Annotated in this window: 12 protein-coding genes; 6 read left to right on the top strand and 6 right to left on the bottom strand. The window is 68.9% G+C overall.

All coding sequences use genetic code 11. The features are described from left to right. Positions 1 to 100: 100 nt before the first annotated feature. On the top strand, positions 101 to 904 hold the full coding sequence (locus E3O57_RS08440) for an RNA methyltransferase (RefSeq protein WP_103459803.1): 804 nt from the start codon (positions 101 to 103) through the stop codon (positions 902 to 904). A gap of 63 nt (positions 905 to 967) precedes the next feature. Next, the gene (locus tag E3O57_RS08435) at positions 968 to 2,191 is read left to right on the top strand and encodes a D-alanyl-D-alanine carboxypeptidase family protein (RefSeq protein ID WP_103479483.1); all 1,224 of its coding nucleotides are present in this window, start codon (positions 968 to 970) and stop codon (positions 2,189 to 2,191) included. Here the strand turns inward: E3O57_RS08435 and E3O57_RS08430 are convergent. After that, positions 2,188 to 3,015 (bottom strand): SGNH/GDSL hydrolase family protein, encoded by an 828-nt coding sequence (locus E3O57_RS08430; RefSeq protein ID WP_103479482.1) that lies wholly within the window; start codon positions 3,013 to 3,015, stop codon positions 2,188 to 2,190. The two genes, E3O57_RS08435 and E3O57_RS08430, sit on opposite strands and share 4 nt — an antisense overlap. Before the next feature lie 182 nt (positions 3,016 to 3,197). Here E3O57_RS08430 and E3O57_RS08425 point away from each other — a divergent pair, with 182 nt between their 5' ends. Both E3O57_RS08425 and E3O57_RS08420 read left to right on the top strand, forming a co-directional pair. Beyond that, complete coding sequence (locus tag E3O57_RS08425; RefSeq protein ID WP_103460022.1) at positions 3,198 to 5,009, top strand: DEAD/DEAH box helicase; 1,812 nt, start codon at positions 3,198 to 3,200, stop codon at positions 5,007 to 5,009. A gap of 187 nt (positions 5,010 to 5,196) precedes the next feature. Next, positions 5,197 to 5,676 carry an Lrp/AsnC family transcriptional regulator gene (locus tag E3O57_RS08420; RefSeq protein ID WP_066595420.1) on the top strand — a complete coding sequence of 160 codons (480 nt, stop codon included), beginning with the start codon at positions 5,197 to 5,199 and terminating at the stop codon, positions 5,674 to 5,676. Between the two features lie 183 nt (positions 5,677 to 5,859). On the opposite strand, the gene E3O57_RS08415 is transcribed toward E3O57_RS08420, so the two are convergent. From E3O57_RS08415 to E3O57_RS08395, 5 genes are all read right to left on the bottom strand, one after another. Continuing rightward, positions 5,860 to 6,063, bottom strand: a complete 204-nt coding sequence (locus E3O57_RS08415; RefSeq protein WP_035840308.1) for a cold-shock protein — start codon at positions 6,061 to 6,063, stop codon at positions 5,860 to 5,862. Positions 6,064 to 6,313: 250 nt separating this feature from the next. Next, positions 6,314 to 7,153, bottom strand: coding sequence for a DUF3097 domain-containing protein (locus E3O57_RS08410; RefSeq protein ID WP_194087780.1), 840 nt, complete (start codon positions 7,151 to 7,153; stop codon positions 6,314 to 6,316). Positions 7,154 to 7,163: 10 nt separating this feature from the next. After that, positions 7,164 to 10,565 carry an error-prone DNA polymerase gene (locus tag E3O57_RS08405; RefSeq protein WP_103479481.1) on the bottom strand — a complete coding sequence of 1,134 codons (3,402 nt, stop codon included), beginning with the start codon at positions 10,563 to 10,565 and terminating at the stop codon, positions 7,164 to 7,166. A 71-nt stretch (positions 10,566 to 10,636) separates the two neighbouring features. Further along, on the bottom strand, positions 10,637 to 12,256 hold the full coding sequence (locus E3O57_RS08400) for a DNA polymerase Y family protein (RefSeq protein ID WP_103479480.1): 1,620 nt from the start codon (positions 12,254 to 12,256) through the stop codon (positions 10,637 to 10,639). Then, on the bottom strand, positions 12,253 to 13,002 hold the full coding sequence (locus tag E3O57_RS08395; protein WP_174776327.1) for a hypothetical protein: 750 nt from the start codon (positions 13,000 to 13,002) through the stop codon (positions 12,253 to 12,255). The genes E3O57_RS08400 and E3O57_RS08395 overlap by 4 nt, the downstream gene beginning before the upstream one ends. Positions 13,003 to 13,085: 83 nt before the next feature. Between E3O57_RS08395 and E3O57_RS08390 the strand changes: the two genes are divergently transcribed. Continuing rightward, positions 13,086 to 13,811 (top strand): SOS response-associated peptidase, encoded by a 726-nt coding sequence (locus E3O57_RS08390; RefSeq protein ID WP_103479479.1) that lies wholly within the window; start codon positions 13,086 to 13,088, stop codon positions 13,809 to 13,811. Positions 13,812 to 13,902: 91 nt separating this feature from the next. Next, entirely contained in the window at positions 13,903 to 14,067 is a 165-nt protein-coding gene (locus E3O57_RS18685; RefSeq protein WP_165787951.1) for a hypothetical protein, read from the top strand. Positions 14,068 to 14,123 lie beyond the last annotated feature (56 nt).

The following is a 14,123-nucleotide window of genomic DNA, read 5'->3' as shown; positions in this document are numbered from 1 at the left end:
TCCTCTGAGTCTAAACTGGTCAGTTTTCGGCTGTGTTACGGTTCGAGGTTCCGACGCCGGCAGCCGGCATCAGACACCACCCAGAAAGGCGGCGACTTTCGTGCAGATCGTCCCGATTACCGACCTCGATGCGCCCGGCCTCGCCGACTACTCGCGCCTGACCGACGTGGCCCTGCGCCGCGTGTCCGAACCGGCGAACGGCCTGTACATCGCCGAATCGGCCAAGGTCATCGGCCGGGCCCTCGCCGCCGGGCATCGGCCGCGTTCGGTTCTCGTGCAGGAGCAGTGGCTGCCGGATGCCCAGCGTCTGCTGGCGGACTGGCCGGATGTCCCGATCTATGTGGGCTCGGCGGCACTCCTGGAGCAGCTCACCGGCTACAACCTGCACCGTGGCGCCCTGGCGGCCATGCACCGCCCCGACCTGGCGTCGGTGGCCGACATCATCCGCGGTGCCCGGCGCATCGTGATACTCGAGGACATCGTCGACCACACCAATGTCGGCGCGATCTTCAGGTCGGTCGCGGGGCTCGGCGCCGACGCCGTGCTGATCACCCCACGTTGTGCCGACCCGTTGTACCGGCGCAGCGTCAGGGTGAGCATGGGGACCGTGCTGCAGGTGCCCTGGACCCGCCTGCCCGAATGGGACGAGGCCGCGACGGTTCTGCACGAGCACGGCTTCCACCTGGCCGCGCTGGCCTTGGCCGACGATGCCGTCTCCCTGGACGTCTTCGCGAACGACCCGCCGGACCGGGTGGCTCTGATTCTCGGTACCGAGGGCGACGGGCTGAGCCACACCGCGCTGGCCGCGGCAGACACCGTGGTCACGATCCCGATGCTGCACGGAGTGGATTCGCTGAACGTGGCCTCGGCCAGCGCCGTGGCCCTGTACGCGCTGCGCGCCTAGACGTTTCACTGGCGCGCGGCGACCCTGCCAACCCGGCACGGCAGCCGTGGTTAGAATCATCGAATGTCTAACTCCCGTCGCCAGGTCTACCGCCGTCGGCGTTTCGCCTTCTTCGGCGTGCTCGCCGTCATCCTCGCATCCGGCGCCTACCTCACCAGCACGGGCCTCGCCCCCGTCTCCAGTACGGCCGCGACCCTCACCGAGCCGCCCGCGCTCAGCCAGGCGGCCGTCGAGCCCACCTGGCCCGGCCAGGGGGCCGGCGCCATCGGCGCCGTCGGCTTTGACGGGGTTCTGGGCTCCACCGGTGACCAGGCCTCGATGCCCATCGCAAGCATCACCAAGATGGTCACCGCACTGGTGATCCTCGAGGCCAAGCCGCTGACCGGCGACGAGCCGGGTCCCGACATCACCTTCACCGACGATGACGTCGACATCTACTACGACGCCATCGCGGAGAACGGCTCCGTGGCGCCCGTCTCAGCCGGTCAGGTGCTCAGCCAGCGCGAAGCCTTCGAAACGATGCTGATCCCGTCCGCGAACAACTACAGCGTCTCCCTGGCCGTGTGGGCGTTCGGTTCCGTTGACGCGTACCTGGTCGCCGCGGCGGACTACCTGGCCGCGAACGGCCTGACCGGCACCGTCGTCGCAGACACCAGCGGGATCTCCGCCCAGAGCGTGAGCAGTCCCGCCGATCTGGTGACCATCGGCAAGCTCGTGATGGCCGATCCCGCTCTGGCGAGCATTGTGGCCATGCCCAGCGCCGTGATCCCGACCGTGGGCACCGTGACCAATACGAACAAGCTGCTCGGCGTCGACGGCGTCGACGGCATCAAGACCGGCACCACGGACGAGGCCGGAGCCTGCCTGCTCTTCGCGGTCGACGTGCCGGTCGGCGACACCTCGGTCACCCTCGTGGGCGTCGTGCTCGGCGGGGACACTCACAGCGAACTCAACGAGAGCATCCTGAGCCTCATCGAGAGCGTGAGCCCCGGATTTCGCACGGTGACACTGGTCGAGGCCGGCACCCCCTTCGGTACCTACACGACCCCCTGGGGCCAGTCGGCGCAGGCTGTGGCCGAGACGTCCGAGTCCGCCGTGGTGTGGTCGGACACCCCGATCGAGAGCACCGTCGATGTCGCACCGGTGACCCTGGGTGAGAAGGGCGATTCCGTCGGGAGCGTCGACGTGACCGTCGGGACGAACACCGTCTCGGTTCCGCTTGTCCTCGATCAGACCATCACCGATCCGGGGCCGCTCTGGCGCTGGACGAACCCCGGCGAGATCTAACCGATTCCGCGTTCGGGTTCGGGTTCGGTTTCCGCCGCCTGGTCGAGTCTGGTCACCGGGTCCGCGTCCGGACGCTTGGGCAGGATGTTGTCTCCCGAGGACTGGTGACGCACCCGGCGCAGCACCCAGGGCACCAGATACTCCCTCGCCCAGGCGAGGTCTTCGGTGCGCGCCTGGCGCCAGGTGATACCGGGCATCGGCTCCGGCAGCTGCGGCTCGAGCGAATTGACCACGTTGAGCGCGTCCAGCACCATCCTGGCCACCGTGTGATGGCCGAGCGGGTTGAGGTGCAGACGGTCGGGGGCCCACATCCGGGCGTCCTGGATCTCGGTCAGGGACCACATGTCCGCCACGATGGCGTCTCGGGCGGTGGCGATGGCGCGGATGTTCTCGTTGTAGATGGCCACCTTGCCTCGCAGACCCCGCAGCACGGGGGAGAAGCGCACATCGGTTCCGGTGAAGACCACCACCGTGGCGCCCTCGGACCCGAGCAGGCTGACCGCGTCGTCGAGCCGCGCCGCGATGGCATCCGGGTCGCTGCCCGGCCGCAGCACGTCGTTGCCGCCGGCAGAGATCGTGACCAGATCAGGGTGCAGGGACAACGCGGGACCCACCTGTTCGGCCAGGACCTGGTTCATCAGCTTGCCGCGGACCGCAAGATTGCCATACGCGAATTCGTCTGAGCCCAGACTGAGCATCTCGGCGACACGATCCGCCCAGCCGCGGTTTCCGCCCGGGCTGGCCGGTTCCGGGTCACCGACACCCTCGGTGAAGGAGTCGCCGAGAGCGACGTAGCGAGACCACGGATGCTGCTGTTTCGACATGCTGTCAGTCTGCACCGTCGGGCAGATGTCGGCGCGAGTTGGTAATCTCTTATGAAGTGACTACTCCACCTGACTTCGGATCCGCTTTCCGGGAACCCTCGCACCGGGAGACCACTGAACCCGGATTGTTCGCCCTGCCTGACCGTGACAGCGTTCTCGCCGACACCGTCGATACCCCGCCCGTGTTCGGGCCGGCTCGAGGGCCTGCAGGCACCAGCGCCGCGGAGCACCTCTCCCCGGCTTTCCCCGAACGGGCCGCCTGGGGCACCGCGAGCAAGCTCCGCGCCTGGCAGGCCGAGGCCCTCGAGGCGTACTTCCAGCACCAGCCCCGCGACTTCCTCGCCGCGGCCACCCCGGGCGCCGGCAAGACCACCTTCGCGCTGCGCCTGGCCGCCGAGCTTCGGGCCCGCCGGGTGATCGACCGCATCACCGTGGTCGCGCCGACCGAGCACCTCAAACGCCAGTGGGCGGACGCGGCCGCCCGCGCCGGTATCCGCCTGGACCCCGGTTTCAAGAACGCCCACGGCCGTTACGGCAGCCATTTCCACGGCATCGCCGTGACCTACGCACAGGTGGCCACCCGCGCGGCGCTGCACCGTGAACTCACCCAGGCCAGCCGCACCCTGGTGATCCTCGACGAGGTGCACCACGGCGGTGACGCGCTGAGTTGGGGCGACGCCATCCGCGAGGCCTTCGACCCGGCCACCCGGCGGCTCTCGCTCACCGGCACCCCGTTCCGCTCGGACACCTCACCCATCCCGTTCGTGACCTACCTGCCGGACAAGCAGGGCATCCGGCTGTCCCAGAGCGACTACAACTACGGCTACGGCAGGGCGCTGGAAGACGGCGTCGTGCGCCCGGTGATGTTCATGGTCTACGCCGGGCACATGAAGTGGCGCACCCGCACCGGCGACGAGATGGAAGCCAAGCTCGGCGAGGGCAATACCAAGGACATCACCTCACAGGCCTGGCGGACCGCGCTGGAACCCAGCGGTCAGTGGATTCCCGCTGTCCTGCGGGCCGCTGACGCTCGCCTCACCGAGGTGCGGCACGGCATCCCGGATGCCGGCGGCCTGGTCATCGCCACGGACCAGACCACGGCACGGGCCTACGCAGCGATCCTCGAGGAGATTTCCGGCGAACCGGCCACCGTGGTGCTCTCCGACGAGAAGGAATCCAGCGACCGGATCGACGAGTTCTCGCACAACACCCGGCGCTGGATGGTTGCGGTGCGGATGGTGTCTGAGGGCGTCGACGTTCCCCGCCTGGCCGTCGGCGTCTATGCGACCAGCGCCTCAACGCCGCTGTTCTTCGCGCAGGCCATCGGCCGGTTCGTGCGCGCCCGACGTCGCGGTGAGACCGCCTCGATCTTCCTGCCCAACGTTCCCGGACTGCTGAGCCTCGCCAATGCGATGGAACTCGAACGCGACCACGCGCTGGATCGCAGCAACCGTGACGACGGCGACGACGGTATGTACAACCCCGAGGACGCCATGGTGGCGGCCGCCAATAAGTCCGACAAGGCCTCGGACGACCTCGGCCAAGAGGAATTCACCTGGCAGGCGCTGGACTCCCAGGCCACCTTCGACATGGTGATGTTCAACGGTGACGAGTTCGGTGAACTGGCCGAACCCGGAACGGACGAGGAGTTCGACTTCATCGGCATCCCCGGGCTGCTCGAGCCCGAGCAGGTCTCCGAACTGCTGCGCCAGCGGCAGCAACGCCAGGCCAAGCGCGGCTCTGAGCGGCGCACAGCGGCCGCCGCGGTCGAGGGGGCACCGGAGGAGCCGATACCCCTGTATCGCACGCTCAAGGAGCAGCGGGCGCTGCTGGGCAGCCTCGTGGGCATGTGGTCGAAGCTGGCGGGGGAGCCGCACGCGATGGTGCACGCCGAGCTGCGCCGCCTCTGCGGGGGGCCCGCGGTCGCTCAGGCCAGCGTCACCCAGATCCAGAAGCGCATCGACCTGCTCCGCCGCCGCCTCGGCCGCAGCTGACCCGGCCGCAGCTGATCCGCCGCAGCTGACAACGCGCTCGACCGCCGCTGTGCGGAGGCTCACGGCCGGGTCGCAGCTTCACCGGCGTCATCGGCCGGAAACCCCACTGTGACGCAGTTGATGCAGGGGCGGGTGTCGCTGTCGAAGATCGGTCGATAAACTTGCGCTCAAACGAAAGAGAGCGTGTATGGATTCCAAGAAAGCCGACCTGGACCGCGTCGACCGGGCGCTGCTCCGCGCGCTCTCGGTCAACGCTCGCGCGTCCGGCGCCGCGTTGGCCGCCGAGATCGGCGTTGCCGAGTCCACGGTGTCCCTCCGGCTGCGCCGGCTCCAGCAGCTCGGCCACATCCGCGGCTACCGGGCCAATATCGATCTGGCCGCCCTGGGGGCTTCGCTGCAGGCCCTGATTTCGGTGCGGCTGGCGAAGCACGCTCGGGAGCAGATCGATGACTTCCGCAGCGCAGCGCCACACTGGCCCGGCGTGATCGGGTTGTTCCACACCGCCGGCGCCGACGACTACCTGTTGCACGTGGCCGCGGCGGATGCTTCCGACCTGCGCGACTTCGTCCTCGAGCACCTGGCGGAGCATCCGGCGGTGGCGCACACCGAGACCAACCTGATCTTCGAGTACGTCGACGGTGACGGCTGGCAGGACCTGGTCAAGTAGCACGACGGCCCGCTTCGCCGCCCAACCGCACCAACTGTTCCCCGTGCGGACAACTGCACCCGTTATGCCGGGCGCACGTGTCCGGATGGGGAACAGTTGTGTTGGGTGTGCGGCTTAAAAAAACAACGCCCCCGCCGAAGCGGGGGCGTTGTTAGCAGCTTTAGAGAGCTGCCGCAGCTCTATTTAGAGGGCGCGGATGTTCTCGGCCTGGGGACCCTTGGGGCCCTGGGTTACCTCGAACTCGACCTTCTGGTTCTCGTCGAGCGACTTGTAGCCGTTCGAAGCGATCGCGGAGTAGTGCGCGAAGACATCGGCGCTTCCGTCGTCGGGAGCGATGAATCCGAAGCCCTTTTCAGCGTTGAACCATTTCACGGTACCTGTTGCCATTATGAAACTCCTCCAGGAGTGTTAGAAAGGCCCCGACTTTCGAGGCCGTTCGTCGCGGTATTCGTCGTCCGCTTCCGAAAGGAATAAGCCCGCACCGACCGGGGTCGATACGTTTTTTAGACGTGCAAGCACTACAACTACTTCGACAACACTAGCCCACATCGCTCGGTCTGCGTGAAGATCTGTGCGAAAAAACGATCAAAGTGTTACGAATTCTGACAGAAATGCTCAAAGTGTGCCGGTGACGGCGCTAATCGACGGTGACGAAATCAATCAGCTGTTCGACCCTGCCCAGCAATGCCGGCTCAAGATCGGCGTAGGTGCGCACCTGGCCCAGGATCCGCTGCCAGGCCCTGGCGATGTCGGCCTGGTCGTCGTGCGGCCAGCCGAGGGCAGCGCAGATGCCGTGCTTCCACTCGATGTTGCGCGGAATCTGAGGCCAGACCGGCAGATTCAGTCGGGCCGGCTTCACCGACTGCCAGACATCCACGTAGGGATGCCCGACCACCAGGACGTGCCGGCCGTGCGGACCGCGGGCGACGGCCTCGGCGATGCGGCTCTCCTTGGATCCGGGTACCAGGTGGTCGACGAGAACACCGACGCGGCGTGTCGGACCCGGCTTGAACTCCGCCAGCAGTTCGGCGAGGTTGTCCACACCCTCGATGTACTCCACGACGACACCCTCGATGCGGAGGTCGGCGCCCCAGACCTTTTCGACGAGCTCGGCGTCGTGGCGGCCTTCCACGAAGATGCGGCTGGCCCTGGCCACCCGCGCCGGCGCATCCGCCACCGCCAGAGACCCGGACGCCGTGCGTCCCCGGCTGGCCGGGGCGGCTGCCCGGGGCGGCACCAGGACGACGGGCTCGCCGTCGACCAGGAATCCACCGCCGAGCGGGAACAGCCGGAGCTTCCCGTGCCGGTCCTCCAGGGTGACGACCTTCTTCTCGACCCTGATCACCGCACCGCAGAACCCGGTGGCGACCTCCTCGACAACCAGGTCCCGCACGGCTTCCTGCTGGGGGACGACACGGCGGCCGGCCTCCCGCCATCCGGCGGCGAGCACGTCATTGGAGTATCGGTCTTCATTCACTGGATCGACGCTAGCGGAAGTCCCGCGACGACGTGTGGGCCGCCACGGTGAGGGGTTCGAATCGATCGGCGATGAGGTTGACGACGCCTTCCGGCGAACGTTCGAGGATGCCGCGGATCATCAGGGCGGGGGATTCCCGGGCGATCCGGCGGAAGTGGGTCCAGACCCCGACGCTCACCACGACGTTGACGTTGCCGGTCTCGTCCTCCAGGTTGATGAAGGTGACACCGTTCGCCGTGGCCGGTCGCTGGCGGTGGGTGACCACACCACCGACCTCGATCCGGCGACCGTTCTCGCTGGTGGCCAGCTGGTTCGCGGCCAGCGCGCCCCTGGCGGCGAGGACCGGCCTGGCGTGTCGGATCGGATGGTCGTCGGTGGAAACCCCGGTGGCCCAGAGGTCGTAGGCCACCTGCTCGACAGGCGTCATCAGGGCCAGGAGGGGTGGTTGCACGGTCTCGAAGGAGCCGCGCAGGTGGGCGTCGGTCTCCTGGGCCGCCTCCCCGGCCGACCACAGGGCCTGTCGGCGTTCGAGGCCCAGCCCGTCGAAGGCTCCGGCGGTGGCCAGGGATTCGAGCTGTTCGGTGTTCAGCCGAGCCCGCCGGGCCAGGTCGTTCATGGACCGGAACGGCCCGAATCTGTCCCGGTCGGCGACGATCCGCTCGGCCACCGCCTGGCCGATGGAGCGCACATCGGCGAGACCGAGCCGCACGGCGAGGGCGCCGTCCCTGCGGTGGCCCCGATCATCCACGGGCAGGGTCCTGTCGTAGTCAGGCACCGCGGGTTGCTCGTGATCCAGACAGCCCGGGCGGCCCGCAGGCTCGCCCGACCCGTCGGCCAGCGCCTCGAGCAACGCGGCGGTGCCGGAGAGCTGGACATCGGGGCGCAAAACCTGCACACCGTGCCTGCGGGCGTCCGCGACCAGGGATTGCGGCGAGTAGAAGCCCATCGGCTGGGCGCGCAACAACGCGGCGAGGAAGGCGCCGGGGTAGTGCAGCTTCAGCCAGGCGCTGGCGTAAACGAGCAGGGCGAAGCTGATCGAGTGGCTCTCGGCGAAGCCGAAGTTGGCGAAGGCCTCGATTTTTTCGTAGATCTCGTCGGCCAGGTCGCCGGTGATGCCGTTGCCGGCCATGCCCTCGTACAGGGTGGCGCGCAGGGAGGAGATCTTCTCGACCCCGCGCTTGGAGCCCATCGCCCGGCGGAGCAGATCGGCGTCCTCGCCGCTGCAGCCGCCCACGGCCATGGCCATCTGCATGAGTTGCTCCTGGAACAGGGGGATGCCCAGGGTGCGTTCGAGCACCGGCTCGAGCTTGGGGTGCAGGTAGCTGACCGGTTCCTGGCCGAGCTTGCGTCGGATGTACGGGTGCACGGCACCGCCCTGGATCGGGCCGGGACGGATGAGCGCGATCTCGACCACAAGGTCGTAGAAGCGGCGCGGTTGCAGGCGCGGCAGGGTCCCCATCTGGGCGCGGCTCTCCACCTGGAAGACACCGATGGAATCGGCGCGGCAGAGCATGTCGTACACCCCGGCTTCCTCCCGAGGGATGCTCCCCAGGCTCCAATCCTCGCCGAGAGCGTCCTTGACCAGGTCGAAGGTGTACCGCAGGGCGGCGAGCATGCCGAGGCCGAGCAGGTCGAACTTGACCAGGCCCATCCAGGCGCAGTCGTCTTTGTCCCACTGCAGAACCGTCCGGTTCTCCTTGCGGGCGTGTTCGATGGGGCAGACCTCGCCGACGGGTCGGTCGGTGAGCACCATGCCGCCGGAGTGGATGCCGAGGTGGCGAGGGAATCCGAGTACCTGAGACGCGAGGTCGGCGACCTGGTCGGGGATGTCGTGATCGGGGCTCGACACCGCTGAACCCCAGCGTTCCACCTGTTTGGACCAGGCATCCTGCTGTCCGGTGCTGTAGCCGAGGGCCTTGGCCATGTCGCGAACCGCGAACTTCGGCCGATAGGTGATGACGTTGGCCACCTGGGCGGCGTTGAGGCGACCGTAGCGTTCGTAGACATACTGGATCACCTCCTCCCGCCGGTCCGAGTCGAAGTCCACGTCGATGTCGGGTTCTTCTTCCCGCAGGCTGGAGAGGAACCTCTCGAAGGGCAGGCGATAGAAGATCGAGTCCACAGCGGTGATGCCGATCACGAAGCAGACCGCCGAATTCGCTGCGGACCCCCGGCCCTGGCAGAGGATGCCCGAACGCCGGGCGAACTGCACGATGTCGTGCACGATCAGGAAATAGCCCGGGAAGTCTTTTGCCTCGATTACGGCGAGCTCCTTCTCGAGGCGCTCACGTACATTCGCGTTGTAGCCGGGGTACGCGCGTTCCGCACCGTCCCAGACCAGCTGACGCAGCCAGCTCATGGGCGTGTGCCCGTCCGGAACGTGCTGACGGGGGAGCCGGGGCCTGGCCCGGCGCAACGAGAAGGCGAGCTCGTCAGCGAGGGGCACCGTTCGGGCGACAGCCCCCGGATACCGGCTGAATCGGGCGGCCATCTCGGCGCCGCTCCGCAGGTGCTGGGTGGGCGCCGCGGGCAGCCAGCCGTCCATGTCGTCCAGGCTGCGTTGGGCGCGCACGGCGGCCAGCGCGGAGAACAGCCGGAAGTCGGCCGGCTGGGCGTAGTGCACGTTGTTGGTGGCGAGCACGGGCAGGCCTGCCCGTTCGGCCAGTGCGGCCAGCCTGTCGTTGGTCACAGAGTCCTGCGGTCGGCCGTGGTCGACCAGTTCGACGTTCACACTGTCACGGCCGAACAGGGCGATCAGGCGGTCGAGCTCCCGGGCCGCCGCCAGGTCACCATCCTGCTGCATGGCTTGGCGCACCGCGCCGGACCGAGACCCGGTCAGGATGCTCCAGTGCCCGCCGGATGCCTCGGCGAGCTCCTCGAGGTCGTAGACGGGTCGCCCCTTCTCGCCGCCGGCGAGCTGACCGTGGGTGAGCGCCGCCGCCAGCCGGTGATAGCCGTCCTGGCCCCTGGCCAGGACCACGAGGTGGCTTCCCTCTGGGTCTGGCACCCCGTTCTGCCGACGGGTCAGCCCGAGGGACAGTTCTGCCCCGAAGACGGTGCGGACGTCCGGGTAGCTCTCCGCGGTTTCGGCCAGCCGGACCGCCCCGTACAACCCGTCGTGGTCCGTGAGGGCCAGGCCGTGCAGGCCCAACGCACCGGCTTCCTCGAGGAGGTCCTCCGGAGAACTGCCGCCGTCGAGGAAGCTGAAGTTGGAGTGGGCGTGCAGCTCTGCGTAGCCGACGACAGTCTCGGCCAGCGGACGCTGCGGGGTCTGGGCCGCGTAGGGCTGGCGGTGTCTGGACCAGGCCGGGCTGTCGCCGCCGTCGGCCTCGGCGGGCGGGCCGCCGGGGCGCCGGTCGGAGAGCCGGCGCTCCAGTTCCGACCAGGGAATGGGCGGGTTATTGAATCCCATCGGGGTGGCCCGTCCTCTCTGCTCTGCTGGTCGGCCCCGGCCCGGTCATGCCAAGCCTCGTCATACCGGGCCTAGTCATACCGGGCCTCGGCGCGCCAGCCGTCGTCGTCCAGTGCCAGCAGCCACGCGCCGTCGCGCTCGTCGACGATCTGCGCCCGGTGCACGGTGCGCGCGGCCGCCGAGTCCCACCAGCGTTCTCGCACCGGCCACGGGCCGGCCCAGGCCAGCACCCGACTCGGCTGGGCCCCGCCGGCGCCCTCGAGGAACCGAGGTGCCGAGAACCGCGCCGGCTCACCATCGAACGCGCCGCGGTCATCGACGCGCAGGGACCGGCCGTCGTCGGCGACGAGAGCGACCGGATGGCGTTCCCGGTACACCGTGGCGGGGAGCAGCCCGTCTAGGCTCCCCGACCAGGGCCTGGCGGCACCGGCCGGACTCCCGCCTGGACTGCTGCTCAGACCACGGCCCGACGAAGCGGCACCGTCATCGCCCCAGGGCACGGAAAGTTGTCGGTCGGCAAGCATCCGCCCACCGCCGATGGCCGCCGTGACGACGCCCGCGTGGCCGACCAGGCCCTGCACCCGGGTGAGGGCATGGTGGATCCGCTCGTCGGGCCCCGTTCCCCACAGGCCGTCCTCGTGGTTCGCGACGGCGTCGACCCGATCGGGGGAGAAGACCACCCGGACGACGCCGGCGGCCAGGCCGGAGTCGGCCCGCCCCTCGCCCTGTAACTGCCAGCGCACCCTGTCGATCAGCTCGGAGGCCGAGAACCACCGGGGATGCCGCCAGGTCCGTTCGGTCAACAGACCGTCTTCGGTGCTTACCAGGATCGAGACGGCCGTGCAGACCAGGGTCTGCTCCCGCAGACCCTGCACGAAGGCGTCCGCGGTGCTGCGCAGCGCGAAGGCGAGTTGGTCGATGCGATCCAGCGCCGGTTCGAATTCCTGGCCGCGGTCGAACACCGGGGTGGGGGTGCGGGGCACGACCTCCTCGTGCTCGCGCCCGGCCGCCCTGGCGTGCGCCTGCGCCGCAGCAGCACCGAAACGACGATGCACGTCCAGGGCGGGCAGGGCGGCGAGCTGGCCGAGGGTGTGCACCCCGAGCCGGGCCAGCAGGGTGCCGAGCCCCGCCTCAGCCACTGCCGACACGGGCAGCGGTGCCAGGAACGCGGCGGATTCGCCGGGCGGGACGACGTGAACCCGAGGTTCAGGCCCGACACCAGCGGGACCGACCGCCCGCGCCGCCTGCTCGGCGGCAAAGGGGCCGTCGGCGATTCCGACCCTGGCCTCGGGAAGTCCGGCGCCGTGCAGGTAGCCGAGCATGGCTCGCGCCGCGGCGGCCTCACTGCCGTAGTACCGCACCGGGCCACGGGCGCGGATCGCGCAGGTGCCGGGCCGGAGCACGGCCACACCGGGCGTGATGTCCTCGAGGCCATCGAGAATCGGGTCGAAGGCCCGCCGGTCCAGCGCGGGGTCATAGGGCAGCACGACGAGGTCTGTGCACCGGAACTGGGCCTCTCGCACGGTCAGTCCGCGCCGGACGCCCAGACGGCGCGCCTCGGGCGAACAGGCGAACACCAGCCCATGGTCGATGAGAGCCAGCGGGGCATCCACGGGCAGGCCGGTGGCCGACCGAGCGGCGAGCACCGGCCAGTCCGGGCACCACAAAACGATGGTGCGTTCGCGGTTCATGGCTCAGCCCGCTGCCGGATGCCGGCCCGGGCTCGGCCGCCTCGGCCGCTGTCCAGACGCGGGGCAGGTTCGGCTTCGCCAGGGGTGGCGACCTCCGGAAGGTGCACAAGCGTGGAGCGCCGTCGTCCGGAGCCGTTCCGCCCGGAGACGTGGACGGTCACATCTCGACCTGCCAGGTAGCCGTGTCCGGCGCCCAGGCCGTCCCAGCGGGTGTCGGTGACCCGAAGTGCGGCCTCACCCTGGGGCCAGGTCCCGGCGACGATCAGGGTGCAGCCACTCTGCCGCAGCCGCGCGGCGAGCCTGGCCGCCTCCGCGTCGCCGACCGCACGCTGGGGATGCACGACAACGACGGGCAGCACATCCACCAGCGCCGCCGTCACGGCCAACCACTGATCGGCGGGGGAGGGAACAAGCACGATTCGCTCGAGGTCGATTCCGAACCCGATCGCCGCCTCTGCGCCGAAATCGGGCAGACCCACCACTGCGCCCCATCCGCCGTCCATTGTCGCCGCGGCGAGCACGGCCATGATCAGCGACGTCGAGTTGGTAACCGTGTAGACCACACCCGTGCGCAGGATCCCGTCAGGAAGCAGCCCGGCGAGGACCCCGGAGACGGGCCGCCCACCGGCATCCCAGCGGTCGCGCTGCATTCCGTGGATGCGCGCCTGGAGCTCGCTGACCCGCTCGGCCGCGGAGCCGGCGGGAGAGCCGGCTGCGTGCGCTACGGAGGTCAGCGGAATGGACACCCTCTAATTTTCGAACACAGATTCGATTTCGTCAACCCGTGTGGATAACCGTGCCTCCTTCGGAGGCACGGTAACCTGAGCCTATGTGTGGGCGATTCATCATTACCGATTCGGCGCCTGACCTCGCCGCCATGTTCGACATCGAGCACGAGGCCGGAGAGCTGCCGGCGCCGTCCTGGAACGTGAAACCGACCGAGCAGATCGCCATCGTGCTCGAATCGATGAAATCAGATCCGGTCGTTCGCCGGCTGGAACCGGCGCGCTGGTCGCTGGTGCCGACCTTCTCTCCGGAGCTGACCGCCGCGTTCGCCACCTTCAACGCACGGGCCGAGACCGTCGCCGAGAAGCCGACATTCCGCACCGCCCTGGCCAAAACCCGGGCCATCGTGCCGGTCACCGGCTACTACGAATGGCACACCGTGGGAACCACGAAAACGCCGTACTTCGTACACTCCGAAGACGGCCTGCCGCTGGCACTGGCCGGACTGTACTCGTGGTGGCGCAATCCCACTCTCGGTCCCGACGACCCGGCCCGATGGGTGCTGACGGCCACCATCCTCACGACAGCCGCCCAGGGCGCACTCGCCGAGATCCACGACCGGATGCCCGTTGTGCTGCCTGAAGAGTGCTGGGACCGCTGGTTGGACCCGCACGCCGATGGCGATCAGGCCCTCGTCGACGCGGAGGTCGAGGCTTCCTCGGAGGCGGCGGCCGGGTTGGCCTTTTACCAAGTGGCGCCGGTCTCCGGTGATGCGCCGGACCTCATCGACCCGCTCGGCCCGGAGCGTGAGGTCGGGTACAGCGCCTGACCGGCGCGCAGCTCCACGCCGTGCCCGGCGAACTAGTACTCTCGAAACGAGCCCGGATAAGCTTTCGCGGCACCGTTGAGAGGAACATTCCATGCCCATTCTTACCTTCGTCGTCGCGATGGCCATCTTCGTCCTGGGCCTGTGGCTGTTCGGTTTGGCCTTCACCGTGACCGCCTGGCAGGGCGCGATCTTCTTCGCCGGCATCCTGGCCGTCAGCGCGGCCGTCGCCATCCCGATGCGGGCACTGCGCAACTAGCCCGCCCGATGATGCCGGGCCGGCACCCGGCCCGACCAGCCCAGCCACGAGGAACC

Origin of the sequence: Cryobacterium sp. TMN-39-2, assembly GCF_004402745.1 — a bacterium.
Lineage (GTDB): Bacteria > Actinomycetota > Actinomycetes > Actinomycetales > Microbacteriaceae > Cryobacterium > Cryobacterium zongtaii.
Note: the sequence above shows the minus strand (reverse complement) of the source record. Positions and strands in the feature narration are given on the sequence as shown.

Coding starts and splice junctions, on each gene's coding strand:
- E3O57_RS08435 (WP_103479483.1), top strand. CDS start 968: ATGTCTAACTCCCGTCGCCAGGTCTACCGCCGTCGGCGTTTCGCCTTC.
- E3O57_RS08430 (WP_103479482.1), bottom strand. CDS start 3,015: ATGTCGAAACAGCAGCATCCGTGGTCTCGCTACGTCGCTCTCGGCGAC.
- E3O57_RS08420 (WP_066595420.1), top strand. CDS start 5,197: ATGGATTCCAAGAAAGCCGACCTGGACCGCGTCGACCGGGCGCTGCTC.
- E3O57_RS08415 (WP_035840308.1), bottom strand. CDS start 6,063: ATGGCAACAGGTACCGTGAAATGGTTCAACGCTGAAAAGGGCTTCGGA.
- E3O57_RS08405 (WP_103479481.1), bottom strand. CDS start 10,565: ATGGGATTCAATAACCCGCCCATTCCCTGGTCGGAACTGGAGCGCCGG.
- E3O57_RS08400 (WP_103479480.1), bottom strand. CDS start 12,256: ATGAACCGCGAACGCACCATCGTTTTGTGGTGCCCGGACTGGCCGGTG.
- E3O57_RS08390 (WP_103479479.1), top strand. CDS start 13,086: ATGTGTGGGCGATTCATCATTACCGATTCGGCGCCTGACCTCGCCGCC.
- E3O57_RS18685 (WP_165787951.1), top strand. CDS start 13,903: ATGCCCATTCTTACCTTCGTCGTCGCGATGGCCATCTTCGTCCTGGGC.